Below are 18,540 nucleotides of genomic sequence, written 5' to 3' on the forward strand. Positions count from 1 at the left end.
TCTGTTCGACTGTAAAAAACAAAATCTGTTTAGGCACTAATGACCGACCGATATGGGTTTAACAAAACAAACTTACTGTCACAAAAATAATTTGAAGTCAACCATCAATACGGATTCTTACAGTACGAAAAATCAACAAAAAATGCCTTTGCAGGAGTTCTGCAAAGGCGTTCTTTATCTTATAGTTTGTGCCTATGAGCTTAGAACACTGGCACAATCCAGAAGTGCATAGCTCGGTTTTCAGCTGGCAACTGATACTTCTTCAGAGGTTCTGAACCCCAACTATCAATACCGCCCACACCCATCATTGCAGCATCCAACGTGAGGTTAGTGTACTTAGACAATGGTACCTGATAACTGTGACGCTGATGCTTCTCACTTCCCTCATCAAGGTCAGAAATGTTATAGTGCAATGCACTCGCAGAGAAAGCAGCCTCATCAAACAATACTCGAAATCCACGACCGCTGTTGTCAGTCTGCTGCCACCAGCGAATGTCGCTCTTCGTACCTGTTTCCTGTGGACGAATGTAAGGGAAGAACTGCTTGTCGGCAGTCTGCTCATAACATCCGATGCGCTGTGAAAGCTTACGATCAACATAGTTCTCGATAGGTCCACGACCGTAGAACACCGACTTATCCATATTATAAGGCAACTGCATCAACATTCCGAAACGTGGAAGTTGAGGAGCCTTGCTGCCCTCCTTCATTTCCATATCCATACTTACATGGAGCGCACCATCAGCTGCAACATGGTAAACAAGGCACAACTGCCCACCTACCTGTGGCATATCATATTCTGCTGTGAGGCGATTCATCTTTTTATCAACCTCTAATGACTTCAATGTCATTGTAGGATTCTTCCATACAGACAGGCGATTTTGGAAGTTAGTACCCATATCATTGTCTGTCATAGCACGCCAGAAGTTAGGTTTCAAGCTACCACCTTCGCCCAAGAAGTTACGACCATCAACCTGATAACTGCTAAGGAAACCTGTCTTGCGATCGAATACGAGGTCGAAGTTGTTGCCTGCAAAGCGTACAACTCCTTCTTTCACATTGTCACTTACCTTCACCTTATTCTTTGCAACAGGCTCCATCTTTGGCATTGGCTGCCAAGGCTGTACCTCCATCTGCATTTCTGCTACAGTCTGACCAGCTGCCATCAATGGCTCAGCAGTTTTCAACTTAAAGTCGATATTCAAGAGAACTTCACCATCAAACTCCTTACCAGCTATTGGCAATGTGTATTCAACTGTCTGCTGTGGTGCAACATTCAGTTCTTCAATTGCACCCTTCTCAACAACCTTACCCTCGTTAACAAGGCTCCATTCCATACGATAGTTGCTTAGATCACGGAAGAAGTATTCGTTGTGAACAGCTATCTTGCCCTGCTTGAGGTCAACTGGTCGAGCCCAGATATTCTGATATTCATAGGCAACCTCATAAGCATGTGGATTCAACTGACGGTCAGGACCAATCATACCATTGCAGTTGAAGTTGTTGTCTGATGGGTCAGTCTTATTATAGTCACCACCGTATGTGTATTCCGTCTTCACATCAACCGCATCAGCCGCACGCTCATAGTCTTCCAACCTACGAGAAGCATCAAACTTAGGATTGCGGTGTAAGCCTTGATCTACAAAGTCCCAATCAAATCCACCTTGGAACTTAGGATACTTACGAACAAGGTCCCAGTACTCCTTCAAGTTACCACCAGAGTTACCCATCGTATGGTTATACTCGCACTGGATAAGTGGACGAGTGTATTGAGCGTTCTTTGAGTAATCCTCACAAGCTTTTGGAGAATAGTACATTGGGCAGAAAATATCCGTAGCATAGCCATTCAACTCTGCACGCTCATACTGCACAGGGCGGCTCTGGTCTTGCGACCTAATCCAATCATATGCATCATCGAAGTTCTTGCTGTAGCAAGTCTCGTTACCAAGACTCCAGAAAATGACACTTGGATGATTGAACTTCGTTCCAACATTATGCTGATTACGCTCCATAATCTGCTTAGCAAAGAGCGGACTACCCGATACTGCATCCTTATTATAGCCAAAACCGTGGCTCTCTTGATTAGCCTCAGCAACCACATAGAGTCCATACTCGTCGCATAGATTATACCAAATAGGGTCGTCAGGATAGTGACAAGTACGCACAGCATTGACATTCAAACGTTTCATCAGTTTGATATCCTGAATCATACGCTCACGTGTCACAACGTAACCACCATCTGGATCCATCTCATGACGGTTAGCTCCCTTGAAGAGAACAGGCTGACCATTGACCAACACTTGCGAGTTTTTGATTTCAACCTTGCGGAAACCAACTTTGAGAGGGATTGTCTCAATAGCCTTACCAGTCTTGGCATCCTCAACATTCACATAGAGATTATAAAGATAAGGAGTCTCTGCTGTCCACTTCTTAGGGTTTCTCAGCTCCATAAAAGCCTTAGTTTGCCCCGCTTTATCTGCCGTAACGACTGTCTTTGCAGCAAGATTATTATCAGCATCCTCCAAGATTAAGAAAGCCTTTGTATTACCCGCTAACTGGAGATTGACGCTGAGCGTACCGTCTTTGTAATCATTTACGAGGTCAGGCGTTATACGAATATCTTTCAAATGCTGCTTTGCATCACGCGCATAGAGATAACTTTCGCGAGCAACACCACTGAGACGCCAGAAGTCTTGGTCCTCACAATAGCTGCCATCTGACCAACGGAATACTTGGAAAGCAATCTGGTTATCCCCTTTCTTGAGGAACTTCGTTACGTCAAACTCTGGTCCAATCTTAGAGTCTTCACTATAGCCAACGAACTTACCGTTCACCCATAGATATACACAAGATGTCACCGAACCGAAATGAGCAATAACTTGTTTACCATCCCAGTTGTCTGGTATGCGGATAGTACGACGATAAGAGCCAACATGGTTCTCCTTAATTGGAACCTCTGGAGGATTGTTCTTGAAGTTACCACGCCATGCAAAACCAATGTTAACATAAACAGGGTCGCCATAACCATTCACCTCCCAGATACCAGGAACAGGGAATGTCTTCCACTGAGAGTCATCGAAATCGGTACGGAAGAAATCTGTTGGACGTTGATCAGCATTCTCAACCCAATTAAACTTCCAGTTTCCATCAAGGGAAAGATAGTTAGCCGACTTCTTCTTATCATACTTTGTTCCACTCAGATTTTCATTTGGAGCAAAGGCAAAAAAGTCTGTATGCGTTTCAAAACGATTGACAGCATTCACCTGAAGGTCATGCCACTCGGTGAAAGTAGGCTCAATAACGGCTTTCTGTGCATGGAGACCAGACACAGACATGCCCATCAGCAAAGCCGTTAGAAAAAGCTTTTCCATATTGATAATAATTTAGGTTTCTATCTTTAAGTTCCTCAACTCACAAAGAGTATATAAAAGGATAACACAACAAAATTAGCAAAAAAAACTGTAATTATCGACTTATGTCACGAAAAATATGTATATTTGCTTAGATAATCAGTATAAACAACATTTATTACATCCTGATATGGCCAGACAACACTTCCTAACCCATTCACTTGTTTGCTGCCTTTTACTAATTGGCTCTACAGATATTGCAAATGCGCAAAGAAGACCTAAAGCCATTACTACAAAACAAAAGCAGCCGTTATTCCTCATGAGTGACACCCTACCTATCATCGGTTCAATGGCAAAGGTAGGTGAGAAACAGATGAATAAAGGTTTGGTAAACTCTGCAATTAATGCGCTTTCCGGACAAGCTGTTGGTGTAAATGTCGTTACGAATGGGCAGGATCGTATGGCAATGCTGACCAGTGTGCGTGTTCGTGGCACAACATCGCTTACTGGTGGTAATGACCCTCTGGTCCTTATAGATGGTGTTTCATCTGATTTATCTACCCTATCCACCATTTATCCTGCTGATATCGAAAGATTTACAATCCTCAAGAATGCTTCAGAAACGTCTAAGTATGGTTCACGAGGAGCATCGGGTGTTATCGAAGTAAAGACAAAGCGAGGCAATGGTAGTAAGTTCCAGATCTACTATGACGGAACTGCTGGATTCGACGTTGTATACAAACGACTTCGAATGCTCAATGCTACGGAGTATGTTAGTGCTGCAAAAGCATTGGGATTAGACTATGTTGACAAAGGTTATGACACTAACTTTCAGAAAGAAATCGTACGAACAGGTTTCGTAAACTCACACCACGTGGCTTTTAGTGGAGGCAGCGAGAAGTCTAACTATCGTGCCTCATTAGGCTATGTGCGCGGTCAAACGGTTATTAAAAACAAGGATTACAATAACTTCGTGGCTAAGTTAGACATCTCACAGCTTGCCTTTGACGAGAGACTAAAGATAGACTTTGGTGCCTTCGGTTCATCTCAACAAGATGAAAAAATATTTGATATTCAAGCACTTTCCTACTCTACTGCTGCGATGAATCCAACACTCCCATTCCACAAAACAGGAAACGGATGGCAGAGGAATGGCAACGCATCACAAATAGGACCGACAGAACCACTGCTGTTTGAGCGTAACGATGAAAAGAATCTTACGTTCAATTCACATCTGCAGTTGTCCTTACAGCTAACACATAACCTTCAGTTAGCAGCCTTAGGTTCCTATTCTTACACCTCAACGGAGAACGGACGATTTGCTCCGACATGGGTATGGGCACAAGGATTAGCATATAGAGGAGAACGAAAGACCGAGGATATGTTAGGTAACATCTCTCTTGATTGGAAACATCATTGGGGGGCTAACAATCTATCTGCCACCATTCTTGCTGAATATCAGAAGAAGAAGATAGCAGCTTTTTGGACACAAGTAAAGGGATTAACCAACAATTACTTTGGTTATGACAATCTTGGGGCTGCTTCTGACCGTCCTTATGGAGGAACTGGCAGTAGTTATGCCGACCCAAGTCTTGCCTCTTTTATGGGTACACTTACCTACACACTGCTCGACCGATACACACTTAATCTGACAACACGTGTAGATGGTTCGTCAATGGTTGGCAAAGACCATACGTGGGGTATCTTCCCTTCTATCTCAGCAACCTGGGATATGAAGAAAGAAAGTTTCCTACGCAACAATAAGAGCATTAGTCTTATGAACCTTCGAACTGGTTATGGTCGGTCTGGAAACCTTGGTGGAATCAGTTCTTATTTGACCTTAAGGCAATATATCCCTGTAGGTTTAATCTCGTACAATGGTACACCAACAGTCACTATGGGTACCTTACGCAATAGTAACCCTGACCTACGTTGGGAAACGCGCAGCACCTTTAATATTGGTACTGACCTTGGATTGTTCAACAATCGTCTGCTCCTTACAGCAGAGTATTACTATTCCAAGACTACCGATATGCTTTACGAATATGACGTACCTGTACCAACTTTCGCCTTCGACAAGCTATTGGCAAACATCGGTTCTATGTCTAACAGTGGTTTTGAGTTGGGTATTGGCGTCGTTCCTATATCAAAGAAAGACATGGAACTCAATGTCAATGTCAATATGGCATGGCAAAAGAACAAACTCCTTTCTCTCAATGGTAAACATAATGGAAGGCAGATGACAGCATCAGACATAACGCCAATTGGCGGTATGAATGGCGCAGGTTTCCATGGTGGATATAATGATATTATCTATCAGATTGTAGGTCAACCTTTAGGTGTTTTCTATCTTCCTCACTGCAAAGGAATCGTAGACAACGGACATGGACACAATAAATACGACATTGCTGATTTGAACAATGACAATGTAATCGACCTCAGCGACCATGGCGACCGATATATCGCAGGACAAGCAACACCTAAGATGACCTTGGGTTCTAACATAAGTTTCAGATACAAAGCATTCGACATTTCCTTACAGATGAATGGTGCTTTCGGACATAAGATATTTAACGGAACAACTCTTTCTTTCCTGAACATGTCAAACTTCCCAGACTATAATGTCCTTGCAGAAGCTCCTACACGGAATATCGTTGACCAGAATGTGACAGATTATTGGTTGGAAAAAGGCGATTATCTAAACTTTGATTATCTTACGATAGGTTGGAATACGCCGGTTAAAAACAAATATATCAAATCACTACGTATGTCTTTTAGCATCAATAACCTTGCAACAATAACAAGTTATAGTGGCTTAACACCGATTATTAATAGTTATGTAGTAGATAACACCTTAGGTATTGATGACAAACGTACCTATCCTCCTTATCGCACTTACTCTATCGGTGTGAGTATTAAGTTCTAAGTAATTTAACACAACATAAACAACTGTCAAGTATGAAATACTTACTTCGCCCACTCTTTTTTCTAACTATCCTCACATTAACAGGTTGTCTGGACGAGAATAGTAAAGACAGCCTCGATGAACAACATACCTACACGACAGAAAGAGATGTATATGTCAATGCTGTCGCTACTTTGTATAACTACATAGGAAGTGATAAAGACAGTGAGGGTCTACAAGGTACTTATCGTGGTGTATATGATTATAATACGTTTACAACCGATGAAGCAATCATACCTGTCCGTGGTGGAGACTGGTATGATGGAGGCTTTTGGGCTGATTTATATACACATAACTGGGCAGAAGACAGCAAACCTCTCTACGATACATGGAAGTATCTCTATAAAGTAATTGTATTCAGTAATGATGCACTTACAACTATCGACAAACATAAACAACTACTTACAGATGAGCAGTACAAGGCTTATAGGGCTGAGGTTAGGGCTATCCGTGTCTTATACTACTATTACCTTATGGATATGTTTGGAAATATACCATTAGTAACTACGGCTGGCGAAAGTACTGAAAACGTAGAACAAGCAAGTCGCCCTGAGATATATCGGTTTATTGTAAAAGAACTACAAGAAGTCACCCCACTGCTTCCTACAGGTCATAGTAACCTTCTTGGCAAGAACTATGGACGTGTCACACGTTCTGTAGCCAACTTCCTTCTTGCTAAGTTAATGCTGAATGGTGAGGTTTATTCTGATGCTGATTGGACAGATAATCAACAACCTAATGGTAAGCAAACCTACTTTACCATCAATGGTCAGCAGATGAATATATGGCAAGCCTGCAAATATTACTGCGATAAGGTGACTGCTGATGGCTTTACCTTAGCAGATGATTATCTCAGCAACTTCTCTGTTAACAACGAGAATTCACCAGAGAATATCTTTACTATCCCGCTCGACAAACACCTTTACAAGAGCCAATTCCAGTATCTCTTCCGCTCTCGTCACTACTCACATGGCGGTGCCTTCGGTACAAGCTCTGAAAATGGAGCCTGCGCAACTATTTCAATAGTGAAGACTTTCGGCTATGGTACTAAAAATGTTGACAAGCGATATGCTTATAACCTCTACTCTGACACTGTTCGGGTAGATGGAAATATCATATATTTAGAGAATGGCAAACCACTTGTTTATATGCCACTTGCTGTAGAGTTAAATCTCACCAACAGCCCATATATCAAGACGGCAGGGGCAAGAATGGCTAAATATGAGGTGGACCGCAACGCCTTTAACGATGGTAAAAGTCCTGACAATGACATTGTTCTCTTCCGTTATGCCGATGTATTGCTAATGAAGGCTGAAGCTGCAGTACGCAACGGAGAGAATGGTAATACTGAACTGAACCTCATTCGCAGCCGCAGTGGTATGGGAAATAGAACTGCTACATTAGATAACATTCTTGCTGAACGCCTGATGGAACTAATGTGGGAGGGCTGGCGTCGTAATGATCTCATCCGTTTCAATCGTTTCCATCAGTCCTACGACCTTCGCACTGCACCCGAAACAGAAGCCGACCGTCATACTATCGTCTTCCCTATCCCATCACGTGCATTAGACCTCAACGAAAAACTGAAACAGAATAAAGGTTATAAACGCTAAATAAAACCTCTGGCAGCTCCATGCCTCTGTGTGAGGTTCAATACTGCAAGATTAAGAAATATATTGACAAAATATTCGAGGAAAAGGTAGAGAAATGCCTTAAAAGCGAGTTGTTTCCTCACCTTCGTAAGTTACTTGTTATCAATTAGTTGTAAAAAGAGATTTTAAAAGGTGCTTAATAAGGTTCCAAAAGGGCGTTAGTAAGACCTCAAAAGGGCACCTTTTGCAAGCCAATTGGGCGTTAATTGCAAGCCATTTGGTGGTCTTTACAAAATCGATATATGAAAAATCCGAACAAATATAGAGAAGTTTGGAGTGATAAGGTTTGCATTTTACGCTTAGAACCTTAAGAAATATCACACAGCGAGACTCTAAGTTTGTAGCAAGAAACTTAGAGTTGCTCTGTGTGTCTTATTATATAATAGATTTAAACTATCACTTCGTAATTTGGAAGAATCAATAAACTAAAGGGTTTCATCCTACCCTACAAAGATAAGCATTTTTCATGATTTTCAGACGAAAGGTTCTAAAAGATAAAGAAAGCAGGGATAGACGAAGCCGCCTACCCCTGCTTTCTTCTCATATGGCTTGCATAGCTAATATAGCATTCCAAGGTTTCCTATAAAACATAAAGTCAGTATTTATCTAAGAAATCTATCGCCACCAGCCTATCTTTTCCTCCCCTCCTTTGGAGGGGTCGGGGGCTTTACATATCCTCTTGGAACAATGGGTCCTCAGGAACAACCATAATTGGCTTCTGCTGAGCAGCCTTCATGATATTCTCTGGTACGTACTTATTATCAACAACCAGACGGAAGGTGTATTCATTGAACCAAGGATTACTCATAATCAAGTAACCATTCTGACCATAAGAGGCACTCCAAGAGTTCTCTACCTTCCATTTCTTTGGCTGACCATTCTCATCTAAGTCTACTGCTGTAAGTGTCATCGCATGGGTTGAACCACTGTCAAAGGTTGCAATACGCTCAGCCTTGTTCATTGGGAAGGTTGTTCCAAAAAGTGTTGCATAGTCATAGTTGTCCAAGTCAAGATAACCACGCTTACGGTCGAGCTGCTTACCAACATCATAACTGGTGTACATCTTCGTTGAATCTTTCAGTGAAGCAATAGCCATCTTCGCAATATCTTCCATTGGAAGGTTCACATACTTCCAGTTATGACCATCGTAGGTATGACGGTCATATTCTATCTCGTAAGTCTTATAGTAAGGACGACGAGGGTCGTTCATTGCCATAATAAAGGTTCCATTGAGTGGACCTCCCACCGTCTCCTTATAGAATTCCTGTGGTGTATAGGTCTTAGCCTTACCAATCTGCTTACCATTCTTATCCTTGAAAGCAAAGGTGAACGTCTTCACTGGCTCACCCAAAGAAAGTGAGAGTATATGATAGATATTACCCAACATCTCTGTCTTGCGTGCCTTGATAGCTGCCTTTGACTTCTTGTCAGCTACCATCTTACGCAGTTCCAGACCATACTCACGTAGTTTTGATGACACAATCCTTGCCATGCGAGAGGTATTTTCAGCTGAATAGGTTTCTTGCATAGCTTCCATTGGTACAACACCATACTTCTCAACCAAGTCAGATACACCGCAGAACGTACCACCATCACTGATAGGATTCTTAAAGAAGAACTGCACACGTGGGTCGTCTAATGACTTACCAGCATTGTCTATCACACCTTGCAGCATCAAGTTTGCTTTCTCTAATTGGTCATAGAAAGAGAGATAAACGTGAGAATATTCCACTCTCAATGTATCCTTATGGCGACGTGCAAAGTTAGCACGCAAAACATTCAGTCCAGTAAAGAGCCAGCAACGACCTGAACTTTTCTGATCTTGGATATTCTGTTTCGGTGTCTCCACGCTGAAGTAGGTATCTACAGGACCAGAATTACGGAAGTTACGAGCAAGATCATCAATAGAATTTGTGGCGATTGCATTCGATAAAGCACGGTCAGATGTTGTCAATCCAGACTTCTGAATCTGCTGCAACATCTGTGTATCAATACTACCATCTTTCGTCTGTGCCTGAAGTGTAAGCACACAACTTAGCAAGCCACAGGCTATAAACATATTCTTTCTCATTGTTTTTTTAATAATATTAAGGTAAAGGGTTATTAAAAACTTATTTTCTACAAAGATACTATTTATTTCCCATTGTTGTTGTAATAATGTGTAAAAATCAACATTGATATTGATAAATTCTACTTAAAAGGGAAAAGGTATCAATTTCTTTTTATGATGAAACAGAATTATCGTCATGAACAAAAAGAATTATTTGCATGAAAAGAATTCGAGAATAAGGGTAAATCGCGAAGTCGAAAAGGGTTAAATAGTAGAATATAACCCTACTTTATCTCCTTCACTCGGCATTCTTTTGTTCGTAAGTTTTCCTTGAATAAAAACCTGTACATGACAAAGAAGGCTTCCTATCCTATTACTTTGACCAAGCTTTCAGGCATTTTCTATGTAAAACATTTGCGTATATTGTTTTTTTTTACGAATATTGCATACGCAAATTAGCGGCTGATAAAAGTCGCATAAACTAAAAACAAATCTATGAAGAAAATCTTATTGAGCCTGTTTCTTGCTGCTGTCAGCCTTTCAAGTTATGCACAGCACTTTATAACAGACCCGAATTTCAGACAAAAAGTAGAAAATGCATTCCAAGCCAAGATGAAGGTTATTGGCAAGAAGTTCTATAACACAAAGGGACTTCGGGTGTCTCCTGAGGAGGAGGAAGCCTTACGTTTCTTGTATGCTTATATGCCAATTGCCGATGCAACAGACTATCCAACAGCCTACCACCTTAAAAACATACGCACCGCTTTGCAAACACGAAAGTCGATGGCATGGGGAAAGGATGTCCCTGAATTGCTTTTCAGACATTTCGTTCTGCCAATGCGTGTGAACAATGAGCCACTTGATAGTTCTCGTGCTATTTTCTATCGTGAACTGAGTGAGCGTGTAAAAGGACTCCCTATGAAGGATGCTATCCTTGAAGTGAACCACTGGTGTCATGAACGAGTTACCTATGAACCTTCTGATGCCCGCACTTCTTCACCACTACAGTCTATCCGTACAGGTCGTGGACGCTGTGGCGAAGAGAGCACCTTTACGGTAGCTGCACTTCGTTCTATCGGTATTCCAGCTCGTCAGGTCTATACTCCTCGCTGGGCACATACGGACGACAACCATGCTTGGGTAGAAGCTTGGGCGGATGGTAAATGGTATTTCTTAGGTGCTTGTGAACCAGAACCAGTACTCAACCTTGCTTGGTTTAACGAACCTGCATCACGTGCTATGCTCATGCACACACGTGCTTTCGGTGATTATGAGGGTCCAGAGGAGGTGATGCTACGTACCAATAACTTCACCGAGATTAATCTCATCGACAACTATGGTAGTACATCTAAGATTGATTTTAAGATTGTCGACAAGGATGGTAAGCCTGTTGACAACGCAAAGGTAGACTTCAAGATCTATAATTATGCCGAGTTCTATACAGCTGTGTCTAAGTACACTGGTACTGATGGAACGACCTTCCTCTCTGCTGGTAAGGGTGATATGATTGTCTGGGCATCAAAGGATGGACAGTTTGGCTTTGCTAAAGCTACCTTTGGAAAGGATAAGTCAATCACCATCAAACTGGATTATAACGAGCAAAATATGCCTAAGGAGGCTGATCTCGACATCGTTCCACCTGCATCTAATACTACATTACCTGCCGTTACCAAGGCACAGCGGGATGAGAATACGCGTCATTTGACCTATGAGGATTCTATCCGTCATGCTTACATTGCCACCTTCCCTACTGCAGAATCAATGAAGGATTATCGTTATTCAGCTGCCACACCTTATATTATTAAGGCACGTGGAAATTGGAAGACTATTCAAACGTTTGTTGAGAAGTATGCTAATCAGCAAGATCGTGCACTAAAGCTGCTCAGTACTTTGAGCGACAAGGACCTTCGTGACATGCCAATGTATATCTTAGAGGATAACATGAAGGCTAAGAGCAGCCAACTCTCTCCACGTGTTGAGAGTGAAATGATTCTCACACCATTCAAACAATTCTTTGAGAAAGCCTTTGCAAAGGAGGCTGCAAGCTTCCGTAAGAACCCAGCTTTGTTGGTTGAATGGATTAGAAAGAATATCCGTATGAACCCTGATAGTCGTGCGATGAGAATCCCACAGACCCCAAGAAGTGTATGGGAGAGCCGTATTACCGATAGCCGTAGCCGTGATATCTTCTTCGTAGATGTAGCACGCAGTCTTGGTATTGAAGCTCGTATGGACCCTGTGGCATGGAAGATTCAGTATAAGCAGAATGGGAAATGGGTGGATGTTGACTTTGATGCAGCAGCTCAGCAGACTGCAAAGACTGGTAAATTAGTACTGACATTCACCCCTGATGGCTTCCTCGATGATCCTAAGTATTATAGCCATTTCAGCATTAGTAAGATTGTTTACGGACAGACATGGCTGATGAACTTTGACGAAGGACAGGTAGATATGGGTGGCGGTGCTACATGGTCAAACACCTTTAAGAATGGGGCTACACTCGATGAGGGTACCTACATCCTCGTGACTGGTCAGCGAATGGCGGATGGTAGTGTACTTGCACACAGCCGTTTCTTCCAGATTAAACCAGGCGAGACAACCACTCTCCCACTCGATGTACGCCAAGAAAGCGAAGGTGTGAAGGTGATTGGTAGCTTCAACAGTGAAGACTTGTTTGACAAAGATGGGCAGAGTGTTTCTATCCTGAGCCAGACGGGACGTGGCTATTACGTTCTCGGCGTATTGGGTATCGGTCAGGAGCCAACTAACCACGCACTCCATGATATTGAGAAGATGAAGGATAAACTCGATAAATGGGGTCGTCCATTCGTCTTACTCTTCAAGAACGAGGTGGAAGCTAAGAAGTTCCAAGCACAGAAGGGTGAGTTCCCTAACCTCCCTGCGAAGACTATCTTCGGTATTGATAAGGATGGGACCATCCAGCAGGAGATAGTGAAAGAGATGAAACTCCGCAATACAGAACAGCTGCCAATATTCATCATCGCTGATACCTTCAACCGTATTGTCTTCCTTTCTCAAGGATATACAATCGGATTGGGTGAGCAGCTCGTTAAAACAAGTAGTAAACTTTAATTAAGGAGGGAGAGGAGTTAAGGAGTGAAAGGGAGTTAAGACAATACTTTTATAGCTGTAATATATCAGACAATAAACGGTCATATATCACACTAACAGATAGTGTTGTCTTAACTCCCTTTCACTCCTTAACTCCTTTAACTCCTCTAATAATCCAACATGAACCGAACTGATTTTGAGATAGAGATATGTGCTAATAGCGTTGAAAGCTGCATAGAAGCACAGAAAGGTGGAGCCAATCGTGTAGAACTCTGCATGGGTATTCCCGAAGGTGGCACCACACCATCGTATGGTGAAATAAAAATGGCGAGAGAAGTGTTGACTGATACTCGCCTACATGTTATCATCCGCAACCGTGGAGGCGACTTCCTTTATACTAAACAAGAACTTCAGCGCATGGCTATGGACATTGATCTCTGCCGTGACTTAGGTGTGGATGGCGTTGTCTTTGGCTGCCTGACGGCTGAAGGAGATATCGATTTGGCTGCTAATGAATATCTGATGTCTCACGCAAAAGGGATGAGTGTCACCTTCCATCGTGCCTTTGACCGCTGCCGAGAACCAGAGAAAGCCTTGGAACAGCTCATTGCACTCGGCTTTGAGAGAGTACTTACATCGGGACAGCAACCCACTGCCGAGAAGGGTATTCCCCTACTCCAGCGATTAAACCAGTTGGCAAATGGTCGTATAAAAATCATGGCGGGTTGTGATGTGAACGAAAAGAACATTGCTCGCATACGCCAAGAAACAGGCGTACCTGCCTTCCACTTCTCTGCCCGTGAGCCACAAACAAGTCGCATGACCTACTCTAATCCATCCGTCTATATGGGTACTGAAAGTGCCGATGAAGACACTATCATGTTAACAACAGAGCGCAGAGTAAGAAATACTATTGACGCTTTGATGGGAAAGAAGGCGTGAGGTAATGCCATTAAGTAGCAGATCTCTTATATTGCAGAAAACACAAAAATAAATATAGTAGATTCGTCAATCGAAATAAACAGGTATGGTAAATAAAGTTTTTTGTTTAGAAACGGAGTGGGAACAGAGTGTATATGATTTGAAATATGATTCTCAGGCAAAGCCTCTGTTAGAGTTTTTAAGTAACTCCTGTGGTGTAAACTTTTCTTTTAGGCAAGTTGCAACTCCATCAGATTTCAAATACTATATAAGTCATTTAAAGCAGGCTTCATATAAGGATTTTTCTATTGTGTATTTATGCTTTCATGGCGAAAAGGGTATTATTGCATTTGCTGGGTCAGATAATAAGGCTAAGTGCTCAATATGTAGTTTGATAGATTTCGCTAACGAAAATGAAGGAATCTTTAGAGGAAAGTTTGTTCATTTTGGAAGTTGCAGAACTTTTAAGATGAATGATAGTGAGATTAAGCAGTTCAAGAGACTGACAGGTGCAATAGTGGTCTCTGGCTATGAGAGGAGTGTTGAAATAACCACAAGTTTCATCTTTGAAGCATGGTTGTTAAACACTTTATATCGTTATCCGAACTTGAGAGCGACGTCACTGATGAATAGGGCACAGAAAGAAATGCCTTATTTTGTAGATAAGTTTAAATTTATGGCATTATAATTATGGAGGAAATTGTTATTTCTGCTTATTACAAGGGGTAATTCAGGTGTAAAAGGAGTTTGGAGCAGTATAAGGAATTAATACAATAGTCTGTTGGCAGATGTTCTTCTTTGGTGTTTACCAGTAGCACACCTCGTGTTTGCTATTGGCACGGTTTGAGTTGGACTGTAACACAAAGGAAAACGGAGACGTGAAGCAGTGGCTTGAAGGTGATTAAAGCTGAAAATAAACACAGGCGGTAGACGCCTCTAATCTTTTTCAGCTATTTTATTAGCTGTGAACCGAATCCCAGAGTAAATTTCCTTCGTACTGGATAGCATATCCGTTTGTGAAATAAGGCAGGCTGAAGACGAATGGCAGCTCATGCTCAAAACATAAGATAGAGTAGGGAACTGTATGGAGGTGGTTTGAAAGTTGCTGTCACTCCTATCACAACAAACCACACTATAAGTGACTTATTATAAGCTCTTTATCGCAAATGTTAAAAATGATAGCAACTAAAAATAAAATAAGGGGAATAAGAATACAAAAGTCCTCTCTATGACTGCTAATTGGTGTGACATATCTCCGAAGGCATCTCCCCTTGATATGCCCGTCTATACTAAACCGTCTAACTGCTTCTTAAGTTCTTTCAGCTGGTCGCGCACAGAGAAAAGGGTTTCCATTACCTTCTGACTTTTGTCAGCACCACTTCTGTTCTCCTGCAACATCTTACGAGCTGCAGCAATCTTAAAGCCACGCACCTTGACAAGGTTGTAAATAACCTTGATCTGTTCAATGTCCTTCTCCGTATATTGGCGTACACGATTACCCGTCGTCTTAGGACGAAGGTGTGGAAACTCAGTTTCCCAGTATCGCAACAGACTCTCCGTAACGTTAATCTGCTGTGCCACTTCCTTGATAGAATAATACAGTTTGCGCGGATTCTCTGCCATGTCTTAGTAACTTTTATATCAATTATTTACACAATCTTAGGTCTGAATAAGAAGACTATGTCCACCTCTAAAAGAAGTTTTTACGTATTCAGCAGCCTAATTGTTTGCAAAAATACTCAAAAGTCAGTATCTTTGCAACACTTTTAGGTAGAAAAATTGAATTAAAATAAAATAAAGATGATGACAGCAAACGAAATCCGCGACTCTTACTTGAAATTCTTTGAGTCGAAGGGACACGTTATCGTACCGTCTGCCCCTATGGTTATTAAGGACGACCCTACGCTGATGTTCACTAATGCTGGTATGAACCAGTGGAAAGATATTATCCTCGGAACAAAGGATCCAGAGCCTCGCCGCCGCACTGACTCACAGAAATGTCTGCGTGTTAGTGGTAAACACAATGACTTGGAAGAGGTTGGTCGTGATGCAGCTCTCAGCCACCACACGATGTTTGAGATGTTAGGTAACTGGAGTTTCGGTAACTATTTTAAAGAAGGAGCAATTGATTACGCCTACGAATACCTTGTAGACGTACTCCACCTTGATCCAAAAGACCTCTACGTAACTGTCTTTGAGGGTGATAAGGCAGAGGGAATATCACGTGATGATGAGGCAGCAAGCTACTGGGAGAAGCATTTCCCAAAGAATCATATCGTCAACGGAAACAAGCACGACAACTTCTGGGAGATGGGTGACACTGGTCCTTGTGGTCCTTGTTCAGAGATTCATATTGACTTCCGTTCAGAGGAAGAGAAGGCAAAGGTGCCTGGTGAGGAACTTGTAAACAAGGATCATCCACAGGTTATTGAGATTTGGAACATCGTGTTCATGCAGTTTAATCGTAAGGCTGATGGCAGTCTTGACCCATTGAAGATGCATGTTATCGATACTGGCATGGGCTTTGAACGTCTCGTTCGTCTCATGCAGGACAAGAACTCTAACTACGATACAGATATCTTTGCACCAGTTATTGCAGAGATTGAGAAGATTTCAGGCAAGAAGTATAACCACACCTTCCCAGAGGGTGATAATGGTGAAGGCATCAATGAAGAGCAGAAGGTAGACATCGCTATGCGTGTTGTAGCCGATCACCTTCGTGCTGTTGCCTTCTCTATTGCTGACGGTCAGTTACCAAGCAACGCTAAAGCAGGTTACGTTATTCGTCGAATCCTTCGCCGTGCCGTTCGTTACGCTTATACTTTCCTTGGTCAGAAGGAAGCTTTCATGTATAAGTTGCTCAACGTGTTGGTACGTGAGATGGGTACTGCATACCCAGAACTCACTGCACAGCGTGAGCTGATTGGTCGCGTAATGAAGGAAGAGGAAGACTCATTCCTTCGCACATTGGAAAAGGGTATCATGCTCCTTAACGGTGCAATGGACGAGCTGAAGGCACATGGTCAGACTCAACTCGATGGTAAGGAGGCTTTCCGCCTCTTCGATACCTACGGTTTCCCACTCGACCTCACCGAACTTATCTGCGCAGAGAACGGATATACTGTTGACGAGAAGCAGTTCAACGAGGAGATGGAACAGCAGAAAGCACGTGCGCGCAATGCTGCCGCTGTAGAGAATGGTGACTGGGAAGTACTGCGTGAAGGCGAACAGGAGTTTGTTGGTTACGACTACACAGAATATGAGTGCCACATCCTCCGTTACCGCAAGGTGACTCAGAAGAAGAACAGTTTCTATGAACTTGTACTCGACTATACTCCTTTCTATGGTGAGATGGGTGGTCAGGTAGGTGACCAAGGTGTACTTGTTAGCGAGGACGAAACAATCAGCATCATCGACACCAAGCGTGAGAATAACCAGAGCGTACACATCGTTAAGGAACTTCCAAAGAACCTTGAGGCAGACTTTATGGCTTGCGTAGACACTGAAAAGCGTGATGCTTCAGCTGCTAATCATACAGCAACCCACCTTCTCGACTATGCTTTGAAGCAGGTTCTTGGTGAGCATGCAGAGCAGAAGGGTTCATACGTAAGTCCTGACACCCTCCGTTTTGACGTTTCTCACTTCCAGAAGATTACCGATGAGGAACTTCGTCAGGTTGAGAAGCTTGTCAATGAGATGATTCGTAAGGATTATCCAATGGACGAGCATCGTGATACGCCAATGGAGGAGGCAAAGAAGATGGGTGCCGTAGCCCTCTTCGGTGAGAAGTATGGCGACAAGGTTCGTGTTGTTCGCTTCGGTCCAAGCTGTGAGTTCTGTGGTGGTATTCATGCCACCTCAACAGGTCGTATCGGTTTCTTTAAGATTGTCGGTGAGAGTAGTGTAGCAGCTGGTGTACGCCGTATTGAGGCTATGACAGGTGAAACTTGTGAGAACGCCATCTACGCTCTTGAAGATACTTTGCGTGATTTGAGATCAATGTTCAACAATGCGAAGGACCTCAAAGCAGTTCTTACAAAGTTTGTTGAAGAGAACGACAGTATTAAGAAGGAGCTTGAGAGTTTCCGTACCCAAGCTGTTAGCCGTGCTGCAAAGAACATGGTTGAGCATGCTGAGACCGTAAATGGCGTGCATGTCGTAAAAACTGTGCTGCCGATCGACCCAGCTTCTGCCAAGGACATCGTCTTCAAGGTACGTGAAGCATTGCCAGAGAAACTTGTTTGCGTACTCGGCTCTGTATACGAGAATCGTCCTCTCTTATCAATCATGCTTAGTGATGACATGGTGAAAGATTATAATCTGAACGCTGGTAAGATTATTCGCGAGGCTGCTAAACTCATCCAAGGTGGCGGTGGTGGTCAGCCACACTACGCTCAGGCTGGTGGTAAGAATGCAGATGGCATCAGATCAGCTGTGGATAAAGTGATTGAATTAATTAGCTTATAAGGCTATAAAATACAAGGAATAAGGAGAGCTTTCGGCTCTCCTTATTTTTTTTATTTACCTATTTCT

The 18,540-nt window shown here is 42.6% G+C and carries 9 protein-coding genes; 6 read left to right on the plus strand and 3 right to left on the minus strand.

Annotation, left to right across the window (positions count from 1 at the left end; genetic code table 11):
* Positions 1 to 200 precede the first annotated feature (200 nt).
* Positions 201 to 3,368, minus strand: a complete 3,168-nt coding sequence (locus FIU21_RS09770; RefSeq protein ID WP_036886581.1) for a glycoside hydrolase family 2 TIM barrel-domain containing protein — start codon at positions 3,366 to 3,368, stop codon at positions 201 to 203.
* 169 nt (positions 3,369 to 3,537) lie between these two features.
* Here FIU21_RS09770 and FIU21_RS09775 point away from each other — a divergent pair, with 169 nt between their 5' ends.
* Together FIU21_RS09775 and FIU21_RS09780 are read left to right on the plus strand one after the other, a co-directional pair.
* Entirely contained in the window at positions 3,538 to 6,273 is a 2,736-nt protein-coding gene (locus FIU21_RS09775; RefSeq protein ID WP_004360816.1) for a SusC/RagA family TonB-linked outer membrane protein, read from the plus strand.
* A gap of 32 nt (positions 6,274 to 6,305) precedes the next feature.
* Positions 6,306 to 7,925 carry a RagB/SusD family nutrient uptake outer membrane protein gene (locus FIU21_RS09780; RefSeq protein WP_004360815.1) on the plus strand — a complete coding sequence of 540 codons (1,620 nt, stop codon included), beginning with the start codon at positions 6,306 to 6,308 and terminating at the stop codon, positions 7,923 to 7,925.
* 706 nt (positions 7,926 to 8,631) lie between these two features.
* Here the strand turns inward: FIU21_RS09780 and FIU21_RS09785 are convergent.
* Positions 8,632 to 10,035 carry a C1 family peptidase gene (locus tag FIU21_RS09785; RefSeq protein ID WP_036886579.1) on the minus strand — a complete coding sequence of 468 codons (1,404 nt, stop codon included), beginning with the start codon at positions 10,033 to 10,035 and terminating at the stop codon, positions 8,632 to 8,634.
* A gap of 474 nt (positions 10,036 to 10,509) precedes the next feature.
* Between FIU21_RS09785 and FIU21_RS09790 the strand changes: the two genes are divergently transcribed.
* From FIU21_RS09790 to FIU21_RS09800, 3 genes are all read left to right on the plus strand, one after another.
* Positions 10,510 to 13,107 (plus strand): transglutaminase-like domain-containing protein, encoded by a 2,598-nt coding sequence (locus tag FIU21_RS09790; protein WP_004360813.1) that lies wholly within the window; start codon positions 10,510 to 10,512, stop codon positions 13,105 to 13,107.
* A gap of 159 nt (positions 13,108 to 13,266) precedes the next feature.
* Positions 13,267 to 14,028, plus strand: coding sequence for a copper homeostasis protein CutC (locus tag FIU21_RS09795; RefSeq protein ID WP_004360812.1), 762 nt, complete (start codon positions 13,267 to 13,269; stop codon positions 14,026 to 14,028).
* Positions 14,029 to 14,113: 85 nt separating this feature from the next.
* Positions 14,114 to 14,695: a DUF6642 family protein gene (locus FIU21_RS09800; RefSeq protein WP_004360811.1), complete on the plus strand. Its 582-nt coding sequence runs from the start codon at positions 14,114 to 14,116 to the stop codon at positions 14,693 to 14,695.
* Between the two features lie 596 nt (positions 14,696 to 15,291).
* Here the strand turns inward: FIU21_RS09800 and FIU21_RS09805 are convergent.
* Entirely contained in the window at positions 15,292 to 15,630 is a 339-nt protein-coding gene (locus FIU21_RS09805; protein ID WP_004360810.1) for a MerR family transcriptional regulator, read from the minus strand.
* Positions 15,631 to 15,807: 177 nt separating this feature from the next.
* Here FIU21_RS09805 and alaS point away from each other — a divergent pair, with 177 nt between their 5' ends.
* A complete protein-coding gene (alaS, locus tag FIU21_RS09810; RefSeq protein ID WP_036886577.1) occupies positions 15,808 to 18,474 on the plus strand; it encodes an alanine--tRNA ligase in 2,667 nt (888 codons plus the stop codon).
* Positions 18,475 to 18,540 lie beyond the last annotated feature (66 nt).

This window comes from Prevotella melaninogenica, from assembly GCF_013267595.1.
GTDB classification, from domain to species: domain Bacteria; phylum Bacteroidota; class Bacteroidia; order Bacteroidales; family Bacteroidaceae; genus Prevotella; species Prevotella melaninogenica_D.

What these genes read in the sequence shown, in the direction of transcription:
- FIU21_RS09770 (WP_036886581.1), bottom strand. Translation starts at nt 3,368, where the DNA reads ATGGAAAAGCTTTTTCTAACGGCTTTGCTGATGGGCATGTCTGTGTCT.
- FIU21_RS09785 (WP_036886579.1), bottom strand. Translation starts at nt 10,035, where the DNA reads ATGAGAAAGAATATGTTTATAGCCTGTGGCTTGCTAAGTTGTGTGCTT.
- FIU21_RS09775 (WP_004360816.1), top strand. Translation starts at nt 3,538, where the DNA reads ATGGCCAGACAACACTTCCTAACCCATTCACTTGTTTGCTGCCTTTTA.
- FIU21_RS09790 (WP_004360813.1), top strand. Translation starts at nt 10,510, where the DNA reads ATGAAGAAAATCTTATTGAGCCTGTTTCTTGCTGCTGTCAGCCTTTCA.
- FIU21_RS09780 (WP_004360815.1), top strand. Translation starts at nt 6,306, where the DNA reads ATGAAATACTTACTTCGCCCACTCTTTTTTCTAACTATCCTCACATTA.
- FIU21_RS09795 (WP_004360812.1), top strand. Translation starts at nt 13,267, where the DNA reads ATGAACCGAACTGATTTTGAGATAGAGATATGTGCTAATAGCGTTGAA.
- FIU21_RS09805 (WP_004360810.1), bottom strand. Translation starts at nt 15,630, where the DNA reads ATGGCAGAGAATCCGCGCAAACTGTATTATTCTATCAAGGAAGTGGCA.
- FIU21_RS09800 (WP_004360811.1), top strand. Translation starts at nt 14,114, where the DNA reads ATGGTAAATAAAGTTTTTTGTTTAGAAACGGAGTGGGAACAGAGTGTA.
- alaS (WP_036886577.1), top strand. Translation starts at nt 15,808, where the DNA reads ATGATGACAGCAAACGAAATCCGCGACTCTTACTTGAAATTCTTTGAG.